Source organism: Fastidiosipila sp. (assembly GCA_012511175.1).
Taxonomy (GTDB): domain Bacteria; phylum Bacillota; class Clostridia; order Saccharofermentanales; family DTU023; genus UBA4923.
In genome coordinates this window covers 33,479-49,527 of sequence record JAAZGO010000026.1, presented here as the reverse complement: position 1 = coordinate 49,527, position 16,049 = coordinate 33,479, and the positions used below count along the sequence as shown (strand labels likewise).

General features: G+C 56.5%; 17 protein-coding genes. 12 read left to right on the top strand and 5 right to left on the bottom strand.

Annotation, left to right across the window (positions count from 1 at the left end):
- Positions 1-1,716: a ribonuclease J gene (locus GX839_05570; protein NLB04930.1), complete on the bottom strand. Its 1,716-nt coding sequence runs from the start codon at positions 1,714-1,716 to the stop codon at positions 1-3.
- Positions 1,717-1,818: 102 nt separating this feature from the next.
- Between GX839_05570 and GX839_05565 the strand changes: the two genes are divergently transcribed.
- The 7 genes from GX839_05565 to GX839_05535 all read left to right on the top strand — a co-directional run bounded on the left by GX839_05565 (position 1,819) and on the right by GX839_05535 (position 6,803).
- Positions 1,819-2,379, top strand: a complete 561-nt coding sequence (locus GX839_05565; GenBank protein NLB04929.1) for a GNAT family N-acetyltransferase — start codon at positions 1,819-1,821, stop codon at positions 2,377-2,379.
- A 156-nt stretch (positions 2,380-2,535) separates the two neighbouring features.
- Positions 2,536-2,796, top strand: a complete 261-nt coding sequence (gene rpsT, locus GX839_05560) for a 30S ribosomal protein S20 (protein NLB04928.1) — start codon at positions 2,536-2,538, stop codon at positions 2,794-2,796.
- A gap of 75 nt (positions 2,797-2,871) precedes the next feature.
- On the top strand, positions 2,872-3,870 hold the full coding sequence (locus GX839_05555) for an LCP family protein (GenBank protein ID NLB04927.1): 999 nt from the start codon (positions 2,872-2,874) through the stop codon (positions 3,868-3,870).
- Positions 3,871-3,913: 43 nt separating this feature from the next.
- The gene (ruvC, locus tag GX839_05550; protein NLB04926.1) at positions 3,914-4,417 is read left to right on the top strand and encodes a crossover junction endodeoxyribonuclease RuvC; all 504 of its coding nucleotides are present in this window, start codon (positions 3,914-3,916) and stop codon (positions 4,415-4,417) included.
- Between the two features lie 13 nt (positions 4,418-4,430).
- Positions 4,431-5,045, top strand: coding sequence for a Holliday junction branch migration protein RuvA (gene ruvA / locus GX839_05545; protein NLB04925.1), 615 nt, complete (start codon positions 4,431-4,433; stop codon positions 5,043-5,045).
- Positions 5,046-5,116: 71 nt separating this feature from the next.
- Positions 5,117-6,229, top strand: coding sequence for a Holliday junction branch migration DNA helicase RuvB (gene ruvB, locus GX839_05540; GenBank protein ID NLB04924.1), 1,113 nt, complete (start codon positions 5,117-5,119; stop codon positions 6,227-6,229).
- On the top strand, positions 6,222-6,803 hold the full coding sequence (locus tag GX839_05535) for an epoxyqueuosine reductase QueH (GenBank protein NLB04923.1): 582 nt from the start codon (positions 6,222-6,224) through the stop codon (positions 6,801-6,803). The genes ruvB and GX839_05535 overlap by 8 nt, the downstream gene beginning before the upstream one ends.
- 5 nt (positions 6,804-6,808) lie before the next feature.
- Here the strand turns inward: GX839_05535 and GX839_05530 are convergent, their stop codons facing one another.
- The gene (locus GX839_05530) at positions 6,809-8,623 is read right to left on the bottom strand and encodes a fibronectin/fibrinogen-binding protein (protein ID NLB04922.1); all 1,815 of its coding nucleotides are present in this window, start codon (positions 8,621-8,623) and stop codon (positions 6,809-6,811) included.
- Positions 8,624-8,690: 67 nt separating this feature from the next.
- On the opposite strand from GX839_05530, the gene GX839_05525 reads away from it, so the two are divergent.
- From GX839_05525 to GX839_05515, 3 genes are read left to right on the top strand one after another with little or no spacing between them, the layout of a single operon-like run.
- Positions 8,691-8,957, top strand: a complete 267-nt coding sequence (locus GX839_05525) for a hypothetical protein (protein ID NLB04921.1) — start codon at positions 8,691-8,693, stop codon at positions 8,955-8,957.
- Between the two features lie 24 nt (positions 8,958-8,981).
- Entirely contained in the window at positions 8,982-10,403 is a 1,422-nt protein-coding gene (locus GX839_05520) for a YfcC family protein (GenBank protein NLB04920.1), read from the top strand.
- Between the two features lie 28 nt (positions 10,404-10,431).
- The gene (locus GX839_05515) at positions 10,432-11,763 is read left to right on the top strand and encodes a M20/M25/M40 family metallo-hydrolase (GenBank protein ID NLB04919.1); all 1,332 of its coding nucleotides are present in this window, start codon (positions 10,432-10,434) and stop codon (positions 11,761-11,763) included.
- Here the strand turns inward: GX839_05515 and GX839_05510 are convergent.
- On the bottom strand, positions 11,756-12,652 hold the full coding sequence (locus tag GX839_05510) for a DMT family transporter (protein NLB04918.1): 897 nt from the start codon (positions 12,650-12,652) through the stop codon (positions 11,756-11,758). The two genes, GX839_05515 and GX839_05510, sit on opposite strands and share 8 nt — an antisense overlap.
- A gap of 84 nt (positions 12,653-12,736) precedes the next feature.
- Between GX839_05510 and GX839_05505 the strand changes: the two genes are divergently transcribed.
- Positions 12,737-13,153: a hypothetical protein gene (locus tag GX839_05505; protein ID NLB04917.1), complete on the top strand. Its 417-nt coding sequence runs from the start codon at positions 12,737-12,739 to the stop codon at positions 13,151-13,153.
- A 50-nt stretch (positions 13,154-13,203) separates the two neighbouring features.
- Positions 13,204-13,704 (top strand): Gx transporter family protein, encoded by a 501-nt coding sequence (locus GX839_05500; GenBank protein ID NLB04916.1) that lies wholly within the window; start codon positions 13,204-13,206, stop codon positions 13,702-13,704.
- Between the two features lies 1 nt (position 13,705).
- On the opposite strand, the gene GX839_05495 is transcribed toward GX839_05500, so the two are convergent.
- Both GX839_05495 and GX839_05490 read right to left on the bottom strand, forming a co-directional pair.
- Positions 13,706-14,764 (bottom strand): FAD:protein FMN transferase, encoded by a 1,059-nt coding sequence (locus tag GX839_05495; protein ID NLB04915.1) that lies wholly within the window; start codon positions 14,762-14,764, stop codon positions 13,706-13,708.
- Positions 14,765-14,850: 86 nt separating this feature from the next.
- Complete coding sequence (locus GX839_05490) at positions 14,851-15,861, bottom strand: hypothetical protein (GenBank protein NLB04914.1); 1,011 nt, start codon at positions 15,859-15,861, stop codon at positions 14,851-14,853.
- Positions 15,862-16,049 lie beyond the last annotated feature (188 nt).

The window sequence follows — 16,049 nt, the reverse complement described above, 5'->3', positions numbered from 1 at the left end:
CTAGACGGTGGTGACTGCGACCATGACGACCGGCCTTCTCCGGGTCAGTTCAAAGAGGGTCTTCTGAATCTTGTCGCTCACGTCATCTGACGTCATATGAACACCAAGCGGCTTTTTCTTCTCCCAGAGGTCATGGGCGATTTCCTTGACCCGCTCCTGGCATAATTCGACGACGTGTTTCATTTCGCTCTCATAGATGAAACCCTTGGCCTGGACAACGGGGTCGCCGTAAAGGCGGTTGGCATGGGCATCGATGACGATGGTGACTGCCACAACTCCCTCCTCTGCCAGGCGGAGACGGTCGTTCAGTACGTACTGGTCGACATCCCCCATGCCCGACCCGTCAATCAGGACGCCGGCGCCTTCGGTGTAGCCGGCAAAAGTCAGGCGGCCGTCTTTTGAAAATTCCAGGATGTCGCCATTTTTCGCGAGCGCGATCCTGTCATTGGGAATGCCCATCCGGCTGGCCAATTCCGCGTGTCGGTAGAGCATACGGAACTCACCGTGCGACGGGATGAAATACCGTGGACGGGTCAGGGTCAGGATCTGTTTCAACTCATCCTGGCAGGCGTGGCCTGAGGCGTGGACCTCCGACAGTGACTCATAGATAACCTGGGCCCCTTTCATGAAAAGCTCGTTGACGACACGGTAGATGGCCTCCTCATTGCCGGGGATCATGCTGGAGGAAAGGATGACCGTATCGCCCTCCATAATTTCAGTGCTGTGGTGTTCCGAATAAGCCAGACGCGACAGGGCCGACATGGGTTCACCCTGGCTGCCCGTTGCCAGGATGACAATTTCCTGGGGCGGAAAACTGTCGATGCTCTGGATATCCATGATGGTAGCCGGTTTGTAAGTGAGATAGCCCAGGCTCTTGGCCGCCTCAAAGACATTCAGCATGCTGCGGCCCAAAATGAGGACCTTGCGGCCCGCTGACTCGGCATTCGAGATAACCTGCTGCAGGCGGAAGACGTTGGAGGAGAAGGTGGCTACAATGATCCGCCCCTCCGCCTCGGAAAAGATTTCCTTGAAGGCTTTCCCGACCTCTCTCTCCGACAAGGAGTGGCCGGGCCGCTCAGCGTTGGTGCTCTCGGAGATCAGGGCAAGGACGCCGCGGTTGCCGATTTCTGCGATCTTTCCCAGGTCGATGGGATCCACCGTGGTCGGCGTATAGTCAACCTTGAAATCTCCGGTGAAGAAGACAGTCCCCACAGGACTTGTCAGGGCAATGGAGACGGCGTCGGCGATCGAATGATTGACATGAATGAATTCAATCTCGAAGGCGCCAATCGCAAGTGTATCGCCGGCCCGCACCGTCTGAAGTTTTTTGCTTTCCACCTTGGGACGGGTGTTGTCCAGTTTGATCTCGATCAGTTTCATGGACATGGGTGTCGCGTAGACGGGGACATCGAATTCCTTGAGCAGCCAGGGCAGGGCGCCGATATGATCTTCATGGCCGTGTGTAATCAAAATCCCCCGGAATTTGTCCCGATTCTTGCGCAGATAGGTAAAATCGGGGATGATGACGTCAATTCCCGGCATCCGGGTATCCGGGAAGGCCATGCCGCAGTCAATGACGATCAGATCGTCACCATATTCGAATACGGTCATGTTTTTCCCTATTTCACGCATGCCGCCCAGCGGAATCACGCGCAGTTTTGCTTCAGTTTCTTTTTTTGTCCTGGTTTCTGTTTCTTCCTTTTTTTTACGATTCATCAATGACTCCTATGGTTAAGGTGCCTGAAGTCTATCAGTCACCGCGATTGCATTAACAATCAATGATAACATGAGATATAAAAAGCGGGGAGATGAGGGTTAATGGTACACAAAGGAACGGTCAGGCTTGAAACCGAAAGGCTGATCCTTCGCCGTTTTACTGTCGCTGACGCCGAGGCCATGTTCAAGAATTGGGCCAGCGACCCTGAAGTGACGAAATATCTGTCGTGGGAACCACACGTCAATATCGAAGAGACCAGGGAAATTCTCAGAACCTGGGTCAACAGCTATGACTTCAAAAATTACTACAGCTGGGGCATCGAGATCAAGGACAGCGAAACTCTGATTGGCAGCATTGCGGTGGTGGAAGGCCGGGAGAATATCCGCCTGGTCCACATCGGCTACTGCATCGGCAAGCCCTGGTGGCATCAGGGCTACGTATCGGAGGCTCTTGCCGAACTGATCCGCTTCTTTTTCGAGGAGGTGGGCGTCAACCGGATTGAGTCCTGCCATGAACCGGCAAACACCCACTCGGGAGATGTCATGAAAAAATGTGGCATGCAGTATGAAGGCCTGCACCGCCAGTCCATCTACAAGCCGGACGGTCAATTCCCGGATGCCTGCTATTACGCCATTTTGGCGGAAGACTACAGGAAGCGGTGAAGAGCAGGGAGTTCTGTGCCCGATTCACCCGTCTCTTTTGTCGGGGCCAGGAACCTTTCGGTCGGCACACCGGTTCCATGACTTGCGCCTTTCTTGCCGGCCGTGTTAGAATACGCCTTGTTCATCGAACCCATCGTGACGCAGGAGGAAACAAGCGTGCCCAATATTAAATCATCCATGAAACGTGTGCGGTCGTCTCAGGCGAAAGCTGCTGCCAATAAAAACAGGCGCAGTGAGCTTCGGACCCTGGTCAAGAAGGCGATTGCTGCACGGGAACAGGGCCTTCCAGAGGCGGAGGAGCTGGCTCGTACGGTTCAGGCGAAAATGGACCGGGCCGTTGCGGACGGACTGATCGCCAAAAATACAGCTGCCAGAAGAAAATCCCGCATCGCGCGTGTCAAGCCGCTCGACGCTTGAGGGTCTTTGCTCTGACTATCCCTTGGACGGCAGTTATCCTGCCGTTTTTTCAGGTTAGTAGGATATAATCAAGCTATGGTAAAAGAAAAATCCGGGAATAGGAAACTCTTGGTTTCCGTGGCGGGCATCCTCACGGGGCTTGTCTTGGCCGCAGCGGCCTCTGCCTTCGGTTATCTCTACTTTATTATCGGTCTTCGTGATTATGACCGGATCGGCGATATCAAGATTGAGACGGATCTTTCCGGGATCGATGCCCCTCCCAACATGAAGGAGGGGATGAGGATTCCTGTTTTACAAAATAAAGAAATCACCAGTATTCTAATCATCGGATCGGACACCCGGGACCCCAACGCACACGGGCGTTCAGACGCCATGATGCTTTTGACCATTAACAGGAAGACCCGGTCTTTTCACCTGACCTCCCTGATGCGGGCCATTTATGTCAGTATCCCGAACGACCCGGATCCGGCCTACAGAAAAAATTATTCTTCGAACTACATGCTGAACGCAGCCCATACCTGGGGAGGTCCCAGGCTCTTGATGAAAACAGTTCAGCGCAACTTCAGGGTGGATGTTTCGCGTTATATCGCCACCGATTTTTCCGGTTTTGTCAAGGCCATTGACAAGGTCGGCGGCGTCACCATCGATTTGACGTCAAGCGAGGCCAACTATTTGACCAGTATCGGTGCCGGGTCATTTCAGTCGGGGCCCCAGCTCCTGAATGGCAAAGCCGCTCTTGACTATTCCAGAATCAGGAAACTGGATTCCGATTTCAAGCGGATGGAGCGTCAGCGCAAAGTCATCATGGCGCTCTTCAACAAGATGAAGGGCAGCGATGTCGGGAAATTGACCGAAACGGTCGAGGCCCTGATGCCTGAGGTCAAAACCAATCTGACCGACGGTGAGATGATGAACCTGATTCTGGGCGTCGGGAGCTACAGCACCTATTCTTTCGATCAGCTCATGCTGCCGCTCGAAACTTATGACGCCAAGAAGATCATCAGGGGCATGGAAATGTACGACATCGACTGGGTGAAAAATATCAGGGCCCTGCACGCGTTTATGGAGAGCTAGTCCTTGCCGGCCCGGGCCGGCAGGAAACATCGGAGGTGTTGAGGTGATCATTCTGGGCATTGACCCTGGCTACGCCATCACGGGGTTCGGTGTCATCCTCTGCGAAAATAAGCGGCTCCGGGCACTCGATTACGGTGTCATCAAAACTGACGCCCACACCTCCTTCCCTGAGAGACTGCTGGCCATCGACCAGGCATTGGCTGAGCTGAGTGACCGCCACAGGCCCGATTGTTTCGCTGTTGAGGAATTGTTTTTCAGCCGCAATACAACGACTGCCATGGGAACAGCCCAGGCGCGGGGAGTTGCCGTTGTCGCGGCGGCACGTGCCGGCCTTCCCGTCTATGAATACACGCCGATCCAGGTCAAGGTGGCAGTGACCGGTTATGGCAGGGCAGAAAAGAAGCAGATCCAGGAGATGGTCCGGGTTCTGCTTGGCTTAAGAAAGATGCCAAGACCGGACGATGCGGCCGACGCGCTTGCCGTCGCCATCTGCCACGCGCACTCGGGTAACCGGGACAGCAGCCTGGCGGTCGGCGGATACCAGTAACAGGGAGTACACCATGATTGCCAGCATTACAGGCCGGATTGTCAAAAAAGCGGAGGAATTCATCATCCTTGAGCAGGGGGGGATCGGTTTTCAGATAGAAATGGCGCCCGGCCTGATCGCTTCACTGCCCCCGGCAGGCCAGACAGTGACTCTCCACACCCATCTCCATGTCCGCGAGAATGAGATGGGCCTGTTTGGATTCTTCAATGAGGAAGAGAAGAATTTGTTTATCCTGGTTCAGACGGTCAGCGGTGTCGGCCCCAAACTGGCTTTACAAGTGGTAGGCACCCTGAGCCCGGATGCTTTTGCCCTGGCCATTCTGCAGGGCGACGCCGACCGCCTGACCCGTGTCAAGGGGATCGGGAAAAAAGGCGCGGCGCGAATGATTCTGGAATTGACCGATAAACTGAAAAAAACGGGGGTGGAAATTTCCGAAACGAGGCAGCTTCCGGGTGCGCCCCCCGCCTCTCAGGCAGGAGGGATTGCCGGCGAGACAGTGGCTGCCCTGATGGTGCTGGGCTATAGCAATGCAGAAGCCCTGGATGCCGTCCGGCGGGCGGGCCATGATGAATCCGACACGGTTGAAAGCCTCCTGCGCCGTGCCCTGTCCCGGATGGCCGCGGTCTAGCGGTCCCGCCCTCTTCTTTGGTATCCTGAAAGGGAAAGCAGGTTCGGGCCATGTTTGAATTCCAAAGCACCATGAGGGAAGATGATGACGGCTGTTTTGAGGAAGAGCGCGTTTTATCACGGAAAGCGCTGAGCGATGAAACAGATGAGCCGCAGCTCAGGCCGCGCCGATGGGGCGAATACTTCGGCCAGGAAAAGGTCAAGGCCAATCTCGGCATCGCCATTGAGGCTGCGAAAGCGCGCGGGGAGTCTCTGGACCACATCCTGCTTTACGGCCCTCCCGGCCTGGGAAAGACAACCCTGGCGGGTATCATCGCCCATGAACTCGGGGTTGAGATGCGCATCACCTCGGGGCCTGCCATCGAACGCCAGGGCGACCTGGCGGCCATTCTGACCAATCTCCAGGAACACGATGTTCTTTTCATCGATGAAATCCATCGGCTGAACCGGACGGTGGAGGAAATCCTTTACCCCGCTATGGAAGACTACGCCCTTGACATCCTGATCGGCAAAGGGCCATCCGCCCGTTCCATCAGGCTGGACCTGCCCCGCTTTACCCTGATCGGGGCGACGACAAGGGCGGGACTGCTCACGTCGCCGTTGCGCGACCGCTTTGGCCTGATCCAACGCCTCGACCTCTACCAGCCTTCCGAGATTTCACAAATTCTCAACCGCTACGCCGCCCTGCTCGGAGTGGGCATTGACGATCATGGTCTGCGTGAGCTGTCCGGCCGCTGCCGCGGAACTCCGCGTGTCGCCATCCGGCTCTTGCGCCGCATGCGCGACTATGCTCAGGTCAGGGGTGACAACGTCGTCAACCGGGCCATCTGTGAAATGGGTCTGTCAGCGCTGGAGATCGACTCCATCGGCCTGGACGGAAATGACCGGCTGATCATGCGGGTCATGGCCGAAATGTATGACGGAGGACCGGTCGGCCTGGATACTCTGGCGGCATCAACGGGAGAGGACGCAGTGACCATTGAGGACATCTACGAGCCCTACCTGATGCAAATTGGTTTCATCGCGAAAACACCGCGCGGCAGGATTTTGACCCGGGGCGGTTTCGATCATCTGGGTCTCCCTTACGTCGAACGGAATGCCAGAAATTTGGGCGATGCCGGACAGGTTTCATTGCAGGAAATCATGGAGTCCGGACAAAGAGACGGAGCCCTGGCAGATGACTGACGTCCCTGATTTCAAAAAGCTCCTGCTTCACGCCTGCTGCGGTCCCTGCGCCATGTGGCCGCTTGAGCGCCTTTTGGAAAGAGGCGCTGATGTATCCCTTTTATTTTATAATCCCAACATTCATCCGCAGCTTGAATGGGAGCGCCGTTTGGACAATGCGCTCAAAGTGGCGGATCATTATGGGGTTCCCCTGATCACTCAGGGCTGCTCCCTGCCCGGGGAATGGCAAAAACGGGCCAATGACGGGCAGGAACGTTGCCGATACTGCTATCGGGTGAGATTCTCGGGGCTTGCGAAAGAGGCGGCAGCGCGGGGATTTGATGCCATCAGTTCGACTCTGCTGGTCAGCCCCTATCAGAATCGGGAACAGATGCTGCAGGAGGGCCGTCGTGCTTCTGCCAGCCACGGAATGACCTTCCTTGCCTGTGACTGGCGGGATGGGTACCGCAAGGGCCAGGCCCTGGCGCGTGACCTGGGTCTTTACAGGCAAAAATACTGTGGCTGTGTGGTCTCACTGGAGAAATCCACCTACCTCGAATCCATCCTGAAGGATCATCAAAGCTTGATCCCTTAAACGGGTCAGGTGATTTTCAGGTGTGAGGGGTCAGCCGGTTTGATGTAAAGGGTCTTGTAGTCGCTGTAGGTGACCTTGCCGGGTCGGGTGCCGGGGATCTTTTTGACCTGCCGGACGGGACAATAGTCGACTTCCACAGCACCCCCTCCTCTCCCTGCTCCTGAATACCAGGCGGCCACAGCCGCGGCCTCTTCGATGGCCAGAGGAGTCAATGGGCGGCCGTCTTTTGACAGGATGACGTGTGAGCCGGCAAAGTTTTTGACGTGAAACCATAGATCATCGCGCCCGGCTTTCCTGAGGAGCTGATCGTTTTGCAGGTTGTTGCGGCCGCTGGCAATGAGAAAACCGTCAGCGGATCGAAAGAGCCGGGGACCGGGCAGGCTTTCTTGCTTTTCCAAGGTCTTTTTGGTTTTCCTGCCGGCTGGTCCGCCCGGTTGCTGCCGTCTCTTTTTTGATGCTGGTTTGCCGGGCATACCAGCTGCCGGTGGCGCTTCACTGATGCTGGTTTTCTCTGCTGCCGAACGCTGATGGTATTCGCGCTCGACTGCCAGGAGATCCTCCCCGGTTTCTGCATAGCCCGCAGCTGCCAGGAGGGATTCCAGCCAGGCCAGTTCGTCCAGGTCTTCCTGGAGAAAACGCCGGGCCGACCCGAGTTTACGTTCTTTCCGCTTGGCTTTCCTAAAATAGAGGTTGGCGTTTTCAGCGGGCGACAGGCGGGGATTCAGGGGACAGTATACCTGCTTCCCCGGATCCCGGTAGTTGTCCAGGGTCAGACCCTGGGTGCCGGGGGGGATGGTGTGGATCCAGGCAAGGATCAGTTCTCCCATGAGACGGTCGCTTGCGGCCTCTTTTCCGGTTGCCACATCGGCTTCGTGGAGCTGTCTCTTTTTCTGCGTGCGCTTGAGATGCGCCTCCATGGTTTTGGTGATGGCCTGTTGCCTTTGGCGGAAGCGGTCGATGGCGGCAACTGCCTGGCTGTAGTCTGCCACAGCCTTGTAGGTGTCGTCATAAAGGACCTGGACGGGAAGATGGGAGAGCCTGACTGCATGGGCTGCAAGGGGGTTTCCCCAGGGCCCGTCGTAATAGACGGCGGGGCAATAATGGCCTGCGGCGATTTCAAGGCAGAGGATGCGAAGGGCTTCAGCCACTTGTTCACGGGATGCGCCCGGGCCTGCCCTTGAGATCACTTCCTGGCCCAGGATGGGTGAAAATCCTGCTACCCGGCCTGCCAGGGCCCGGCCGGACAGTTGACTGTCCGTCAATTCCCCCAGCAGGCTGTCTGTTTCCAGACTGGCACATTCAGTGGGATTCAGCCTGTCCTGGACAGGCGGGGGGATGTAGGGATGGGCGGGAAGCATTTCCCTGAAACGGTTGACACTGTGATCAACAGGGCGCAGGACTGCCAGGATCACGTCCTGGCTGTTCACCAGTACCAGATTGGCCGTTCGGGGCATGCATTCGAAAATGAGCCGCAGATTGACGGGATCACCCAGTTCGTCGAGAGCCGAAAAGTTGACGTTGAAGATGCGCTCCCAGGGCGGGGTGGTGATGGAATCGATTCTCGCCCTCCGCAGGTGCTTGCGCAGAAACATGGCAAAGGATGGGGGCGGATTCAATCCTTGCGGTGAGGAATCGGTTGAAAGGATGAGGGTGGGCCGGGCGGCGGCCGCGCTGAGGGTCAGGTTGAATTTGCTTTTTCTGACTGTGAAAAGGGCCAGGTGGAGGGTGTTGCGGTCGCTCATGGAAATCCGGTCAACAAGGGAGCCCGACAGCAGCCTGTCGAGTTCGGGTGCCATGGCTTGTGCAGTAATTCCATCCATTGAGTCTTTGATCTTTCTTTAATGAAAGCCAAAGTCATAGTATCATGAGAAAGATGGGGGACAGGTCATGGCCGGGAAAAAGAAATCAGCAGGCAAGGGCAGGAAACAGGGATTCACTCCCGATGAACTGAGATTTTTCAAACGCTTCCTGTCGTCCGCGTTTGGCAAACTGCTGATTGTTCTTTTGTCCATGGTTCTTGTGGTTTTGCTGGCGGCTCTTGCCGCGGGTGGCGATCTCAGCTTGTTCCTTCTCCTGACGGGGATTGCGATTTTGGCCTCCATCATCGCCTTTTGGGTTTTATTGCTCTACAAACGAGCCACGGGCCGCGATTAGGAGGCGGTTGGCAGGAGGTCAGTCATGAATCGTCAGTCACTCCGTATCGGAAAGCGTTCCTATCTGATCTCGCTGGGCACCCTGCTTGTCCTCATGATCGTGGCGGGTCTGCTCACCCTGATTCTCCCCGCGGGCTCCTACGACCGGATGGTGCTTGACGGGCGGGAGATGATTGTGGAGGGATCTTTCCGCTACACGGATAAACCCTTTTATCCGCCTTATCTCTGGTTGACTGCTCCTTTTGAGGTCCTGATTGGCCCCGGTGCCGAAGTGGTCTGGGTCATTTTGATTTTTCTTCTTTTTTTGGGGGCAAGTTTCACCCTCCTTTTACGGGGCGGCATGGTAGAGCGGCTGATGGATCGGCTGATGACCCGCTACGCCTCAAGGAAATACATGCTCCTGTCTGCTGTCAGCCTGTTCTTTATGCTGTTCGGGGCCTGTTTCGGTGTTTTTGAAGAACTGATTGTCCTGGTTCCCTTCTGTTTGATCCTGGCCAGAAAAATGGGCTGGGACTCCCTGATTGGCTTGGGCATGAGCCTCCTTTCCGCCGGGATTGGCTTCGGGGCGGCCGTCTTCAACCCCTTCACCCTGGGCGTGGCACAAAAACTTGCCGGCTTGCCCCTTTATTCGGCTACCCCCTTCCGGATTGCCATTTTTGTCACCTCCTTCCTTCTGGTCCAGTTATTCCTTAGGTGGTACGCCAAACGCATCGAGAAGGATCCTGCCCGGTCCCTTGTTTACCGTGAAGACGGGCAACTGAAAGCGGAAGAAAACTTGACATACCCGGAAGGAGTCAACCGGGCCCTGAAGATCTTTTCGGTCTTCCTTCTCCTGATCGCTGCTGTCCTGGTCGCCTCATTTTTCATCAGCTTCCTGTCAGATATCAGTTTCCCGCTGATTGCGGTTCTTTTTCTGGCCGGATCAGTGATCAGCGTCCTGGCCGCCCGGATCATGCCGGTCAAGGAAATGGGGAGGGCGCTGCTGGCCGGACTTCTGGGAGTGGCGCCGGCCATCGCCCTGATCCTGATGGCGATGAGCATCAAACAGATTGTTGTCCGGGGCGGTGTCATGGATACCATTCTCTTTGCCGCTGTCAGCGAACTTGGGGGAATGAGTCCTGTCATGGCCATTGTCTGGGTCTGGCTGCTTATCCTGGCTCTCAATTTCTTTATCGGATCGGGCTCAGCCAAGGCCTTCCTGGTTCTGCCTATCCTCTTGCCCATCGTTGATGTGACCGGCCTGTCACGGCAGCTGGCTGTCCAGGCCTTCATCTTCGGCGACGGCTTTTCAAATCTGCTCTACCCGACCAATGCGGCCCTGATGATTGGCCTGGGATTTTCCCCTGTTGGCTACACCAAGTGGTTCCGCTGGGAAATTTTACTGCAGCTGGGTCTGGCCCTGCTCAGTCTGGCCTGGCTCTATCTGGGCTATTTCATCGGACTTTGACCCATCCAAATGGATAAGGAGCAATCACATGGAAAAAAGAATTGAACAGGCGGCGGAGCGTCTGGCGCAAGCCGTGCGCTTTCCGACCGTTTCACATTTCAGCCTGGATGAGATGGATCTGGATGTATTCTCGTCTTTTCTAAGTTTCCTTGAAAAAACCTACCCCCTGTTGCACCAGAAACTGGAGCGCACCCTGATCAACGGCTACAGCCCGGTTTACCGCTGGCCCGGCAAGGACAGCAGCCGGCAGCCCATACTTTTTCTGGCCCACTATGACGTTGTCCCGGCCCTTGAGGAGGGATGGACCCACGAGGGGCCTTTTTCGGGCGTGATCGCCGACGGCAGGGTCTGGGGCCGCGGATCAATCGACGACAAGAGTTCGGTCATCGGCCTGATGGAAACTTTTGAGCTGCTGCTGGAGGAAGGTTTCCAGCCGCCGCGTGACCTGTGGCTGGCGCTGGGTTTTGACGAAGAGGTCAACGGACGCCACGGTGCCCAGAAGATCGTCAGCTGGTTTGAAGAAAAAGGAATCTGCTTTGAATGTGTCCTCGATGAGGGGGGCGCCGTCTCAGACGGATCCATGATCGGCATCAAGGAACCGGTTGCTGTCATTGGCCTGGCAGAGAAAGCCAGCGCCAGCTATGAGTTTGTTTTCACCGGCGAGGAAGGGCACTCCTCCACCCCTCCAGCCCACACCAGCCTGGGCTACATGGCGGAGTTCATCTATAAGGCGGAACGTCATCCCATGCCGGCCCGGCTGACAGAGACCGTTGAAAAGATGCTCAAAAGTATTGCGCCCTACATGCCGGGCATCCAGGGCTGGATCCTGAAAAAACCCAGGTTCTTTTTCCCTCTTCTCAAGGGCATCCTTCTGAAAAACAAGCAGACAGCTGCGCTCCTGCGCTCCACTTTTGCCTTTACCATGAGCTCCAGCGGCTCCGCCCCCAATGTGCTTCCCAAAGAAGCGGTTTGCACGGCCAATCTCCGGGTTTTGCAGGGTGAGACAACGGCTGACGTGTTGCAACACCTGGAAAAGACAACGGGTGTGCCGTGCCAGGTGCGGCCCATCGCAGTCGAGGAACCCTCCAGGGCGGCATCGGTCGACTCAGCTGCCTACAGCCATCTGGTCGGGGTCATCGGCCGGGTGTTCCCCGACGCAGTTGTTATCCCTTATCTGATGGCGGGGGGGACCGACAGCCGCTATTACGAAGACCTGGCGGACAATGTTTACCGCTTCCAGCCTCTCCGCCTGTCGGAGGCGGAGCTGGCCCTGATGCACGGGACGGACGAGCATCTGGCCATTGATAAGCTGGGCAAAATGATGTCCTTCTACAGGGAGCTGATCGTAACCCTCAACTAGAGGGGGACGGCCCCGCTTTACGGGAGGCTTTGTATTCGAGACCCAGATTGAGGGCAATTCCGGCCGCAATCAGGAGGCCACCCCAGAAGGAGGCATCGGCTGCAAAGCCGCCCACGAAAAGATCAATGAAAAAGCCGGTGAAAACCTGCCCCACGAAAGACAGAACCGTCAGGTGAAACTGCGAAATTCTGGGGACCAGGATATTGAAGAGCATGACGGCAACAACACCCAGCACCCCTCCCAGATATACCCAGGATTGCGGGCCTCCCGGATAAGAGACAGGCGGCTGGTTTTTTGCGGTCAGAAGAACCAGGGCGTAAGCGACTGGAAGTCCTGTCAGGTGGTTGACAAAGGATCCGGGAAGCGGACCGATCCGTTCTGCCAGGCGGGCGTTGATGGATCGGGAGATGACGATGGAGATCCCGGTGCCGAAAGACATCCAGACGGCCAAAACAGCTTCCAGGACGGAGTGGTCCAGCATGATCCCGATGCCGGCGAAACAAAAGACAAGGCCGATCAGGGTCGATTTGCGAAAGGGCCGCCGGGTCATTCCCAGCCAGCCTGTCGTGTCGATAACGAGCGAGGCCATGGTCTGGCCGAGCAGGCCCAGGGCCACGATACTGGTCAGGGTGATTTTGCCAAAGGCAAAGTTGTTGGCCAGAGCGGTGTAAACACCGATGACGCCGCCCAGGTAAAACCACCATGGTGACCGCGAGCGCGGGAGCGGTTTCTCTTTTCGGAGCCAGGAGGCAAATAAGGAGAAGAGGACCCCTGCCAGATGAATGACGGCCGTTGCCTGATACAAGCCGATCCGCTCGGTTAAACGGCCGTTGATCAGGATCATGACGGACAGCAGGGCGCCTGTCAGAAAAGAAATCAGATGAAACACAAAATCTCCTTCAGCTGATTATAGCCGATTGCCTGCCTGAAATTGGTTATAATGGCGGGAGTAAAGACTGATTCAAGGAGTTGCATGACCCGACATCACCCGCGCTGGTACCACGCTTTTCGCTGGGGGGATCTGGTAGTCGCGGCTGCCATTCTGCTTGTGGCTGCCGGACTTTTCATCTTGCCAGTCTTTTCCGGCCGGCCGGAGGCCGGTGCAGTGGTCCTGACCCAAGAGGGCCGGCTGGTCCGGACCTGGGGGGCCGGTGATTTACAAAAAAACGGGGAGGAAGAGATTTCGCTCGGCGGTTTTCACTACCGGCTGGAATGGGGCGGGGGGAAGATCCGCTTTGCCGAGGCGGACTGCCCCGACAAGGTCTGTGTCCAGTCCGGCTGGGTGGGGAAAAGAGGGTCAATCGCCGCCTGTGTGCCCGGGGGTGTCATCCTGAAAGCAGTGGGCGGCCCGCAGGCTGACGGCGACGATGTTGATGTGGTGATCCGGTGAAGACCAAGGGGGCACAACGGAGGCGGCTGCGCCGCCTGACCCTGGATGCCATGTTGGTATCCCTGGCCCTGGTCCTGGCCCTGGTTGAACGTTGGATTCCGCTGGAATTGATCGTCCCGGTTCCCGGTTTGAAGCTGGGTCTGGCCAACATCGTCACCCTGGTTGCCCTGATGCGGCTGCATGTGACAGACGCCCTTGCCATCCTGCTGGTTCGGATCATGATTATGAGCGCCATCACAGGGATTACCACCATGCTTTTTTCCTTGGGAGGAGGCCTGCTGGCCCTTGTGGTCATGTGGCTTCTGAGTTTTCTGGAGGGCAGGTCGCTTTCGGTCATCGGCATGAGCATGGCCGGGGCCGCGGCCCACAATATCGGCCAGGTAGGTGTCGCAAGCCTGGTTCTGGCAGAACCCCTGCTCCTTGTGACCTATTTGCCGCCCCTGCTGATCACGGGCCTGCTGACAGGAGTCCTGACCGGTGCTGCCGCGGGTCCGGTTATCCGCAATCTGACAGCACTTCCCCTGCCGCAGCATAAGGAAGAAGCCAGCTAACTTATTCTTCTATAAAGGCTGAAAATCCGCTGCTTTCGATCAGGCTGCCGTCCGGCATGCACCAGAGCGCTTCGGTCCGGTCCAGACTCTCGATCAGTTTTTTCCCTTCCTCCAAATCCAGGTTGAAAAGGGCTGTCGAAAGGACGTCGGCCAGGCCGGAATCCGGGGTGATGACGGAGACAGACAGGTACCTGTTTTCCGGGAAAAGGGTATCAGGGTCAATGATGTGATGGTAGGATTTACCATCCACCAGGTAAAAGCGCTCGTAGACGCCGCTTGTTACCACAGACAGGGAATCGGCCTTGACGATGGCCAGGTAATCATCCACGGCATAATCGGGATTCTCGATGCCGACCCGCCAGGGTTCGCCCCGGTCATTGCGGGCTCCGATGGCCCGAACGTTGCCGCCGACGGAGATCAGAAGGTGCTTGACGCCGCGGGCCTCAGCCGCCAGGGCTGCCTGCTCCACCGCATAGCCCTTGGCCACCGCCCCCACATCCAGGCTCATCCGGGGATCTTTCAGTTCCACCGTGGAGCGGACCTGATCAATGATCAGGTCATCAATGGAGCTATGCCGCGCCGCCTCCTCCAGGAGATCCCTGCCGGGCAGCCGGGCTGCCTGGGGATCATCGATGCCCTCCTGGCGGTAGCGGTGCCAGATCCCGGTCACCGCGCCCAAGGCGATGTTGACACGGCCGTCCGTTTGGTCATAAGCCTCCCTGGAAAACAGGAGCAGGCCGATGATTTTCGGATCAACCTCGACCGGGCCCTGGCCGGCTTTCTCATTCAGGGTCCTGATGTTGACCCGGCCGGGGTAGGCATGATAAATGTCATAAAGCTGGTGGTAGACTTCAAGATCGTCCTTCAAGGCCTGGACGGTCGACTTGAATGCATCCTGGCTGTCGGCGTAGCCCATGACCCGGGTCAGGGTATCGAAAAGGCCGACGAATTCGGCTTCATATTTTTGGGGTCCCTTGTCCTCCTTCCCCGGCCCGGTGCAGGCGGCTATCAGGGAACAAAGGAAAAATATCAAAAAAAGGAAAAGTCCCTTACGTTTCATAGCTGCTCCGCCTGTTTTGCGAGACAAGGAAACAGGCTGTTTCTTCTTTGGAAACAGCCTGTTTGAAAACTTTTGCGCCTCAATAATTACTTGGCGGAAGCGGCAGCCTTGTTGACCGCGCCGATCAGGTCGACCACGTGCATGGTGCAGGAGGAGGAGAGGTCCGCCACGTCAGGAGCTCCTTCTTTCAGGCTCATGCCGCCGACTTCATCAACCTTTTTGCCGGTAACGTACTTGGCAAAGGCCTCAGCCTGTTCATTCCACTCTTTCTTGATGGGAGATGCTTTTCTCATCCCGTAATCATCACCCAAGGCGTTCTTGGTCTTGATTTCCGCCATCAGGTCGGTCGTGATCTTGCCGTCCTCGACCTTGAACTTGCCCTGGGAGGCATCAAAGATGCAGGAGGTGATCTTGCCGTCGGCGTCCAGGGTCAGCACGCAATAATGGTTGTAAGCGACAGCTGTCGCGGGCGCGCCGTCATCTTCTTTGACAACGGTTTGCTCGCCGGTTCCCACAATGCCCAGCCCCAGCTTGTCGGTGGCCTGCGCGCCCAGGTCCTGGGCATTGGCGATGGCCATGAGGACGGGATCCTGGTAGCCCTTGACCGGAACGGTGACAGAAGAGGTCAGATCCTTGTCGGTCGCCTTGCCGTCATCGGAAACAGCGATATTTTTGATCTCATCGGCCGTCTTGCCGACGCAGTATTCCGCGAAGGCCGCTGCCTGTTCAAACCACTCTTTGCCGATCGGTGAAGCTTTTCTCATGCCATAGTCGTCACCGAGTTCATTTTTGGTCTTGAAAACCGTTTCAGGCCCGGTCAGGATCTCTTCCTCATTGAATGCGAATTGGGACATCATGGCGTCAATGGTGCACTTGACCACCTTGCCGTCCTTATCGACCATGACGGCTGCCGCATAGGCCTGCGAGTCGACGGTGCCTTTTCCCACGTCTTCATCAAAGTCTTTTGAATTGTAGTTGCTGAAGCCGACTCCGAAACCGGTTTTGACCGCGCCTTCAACCTTGGCGGGCTTCTTGCTGCAGGCAACCAATCCAAGAGCCAGGACGGCAACGAGGATTAAAACGATTATTTTTTTCATAGGATTTCCTCCTCCAAAATTATGACAATTTTTGCCACGTATCCATTATAAATAAGGAATCGCGAATGTCAATCCATTCAGTCTTAAATTATCGATTAAAAATTATCATATACCGGGAGTGGGAAAAAGAAGGTCCGCAGAGCCTTTCCTGTGCTATATTTTGGGGGAAAAAGAGAGGGCGGGAAACG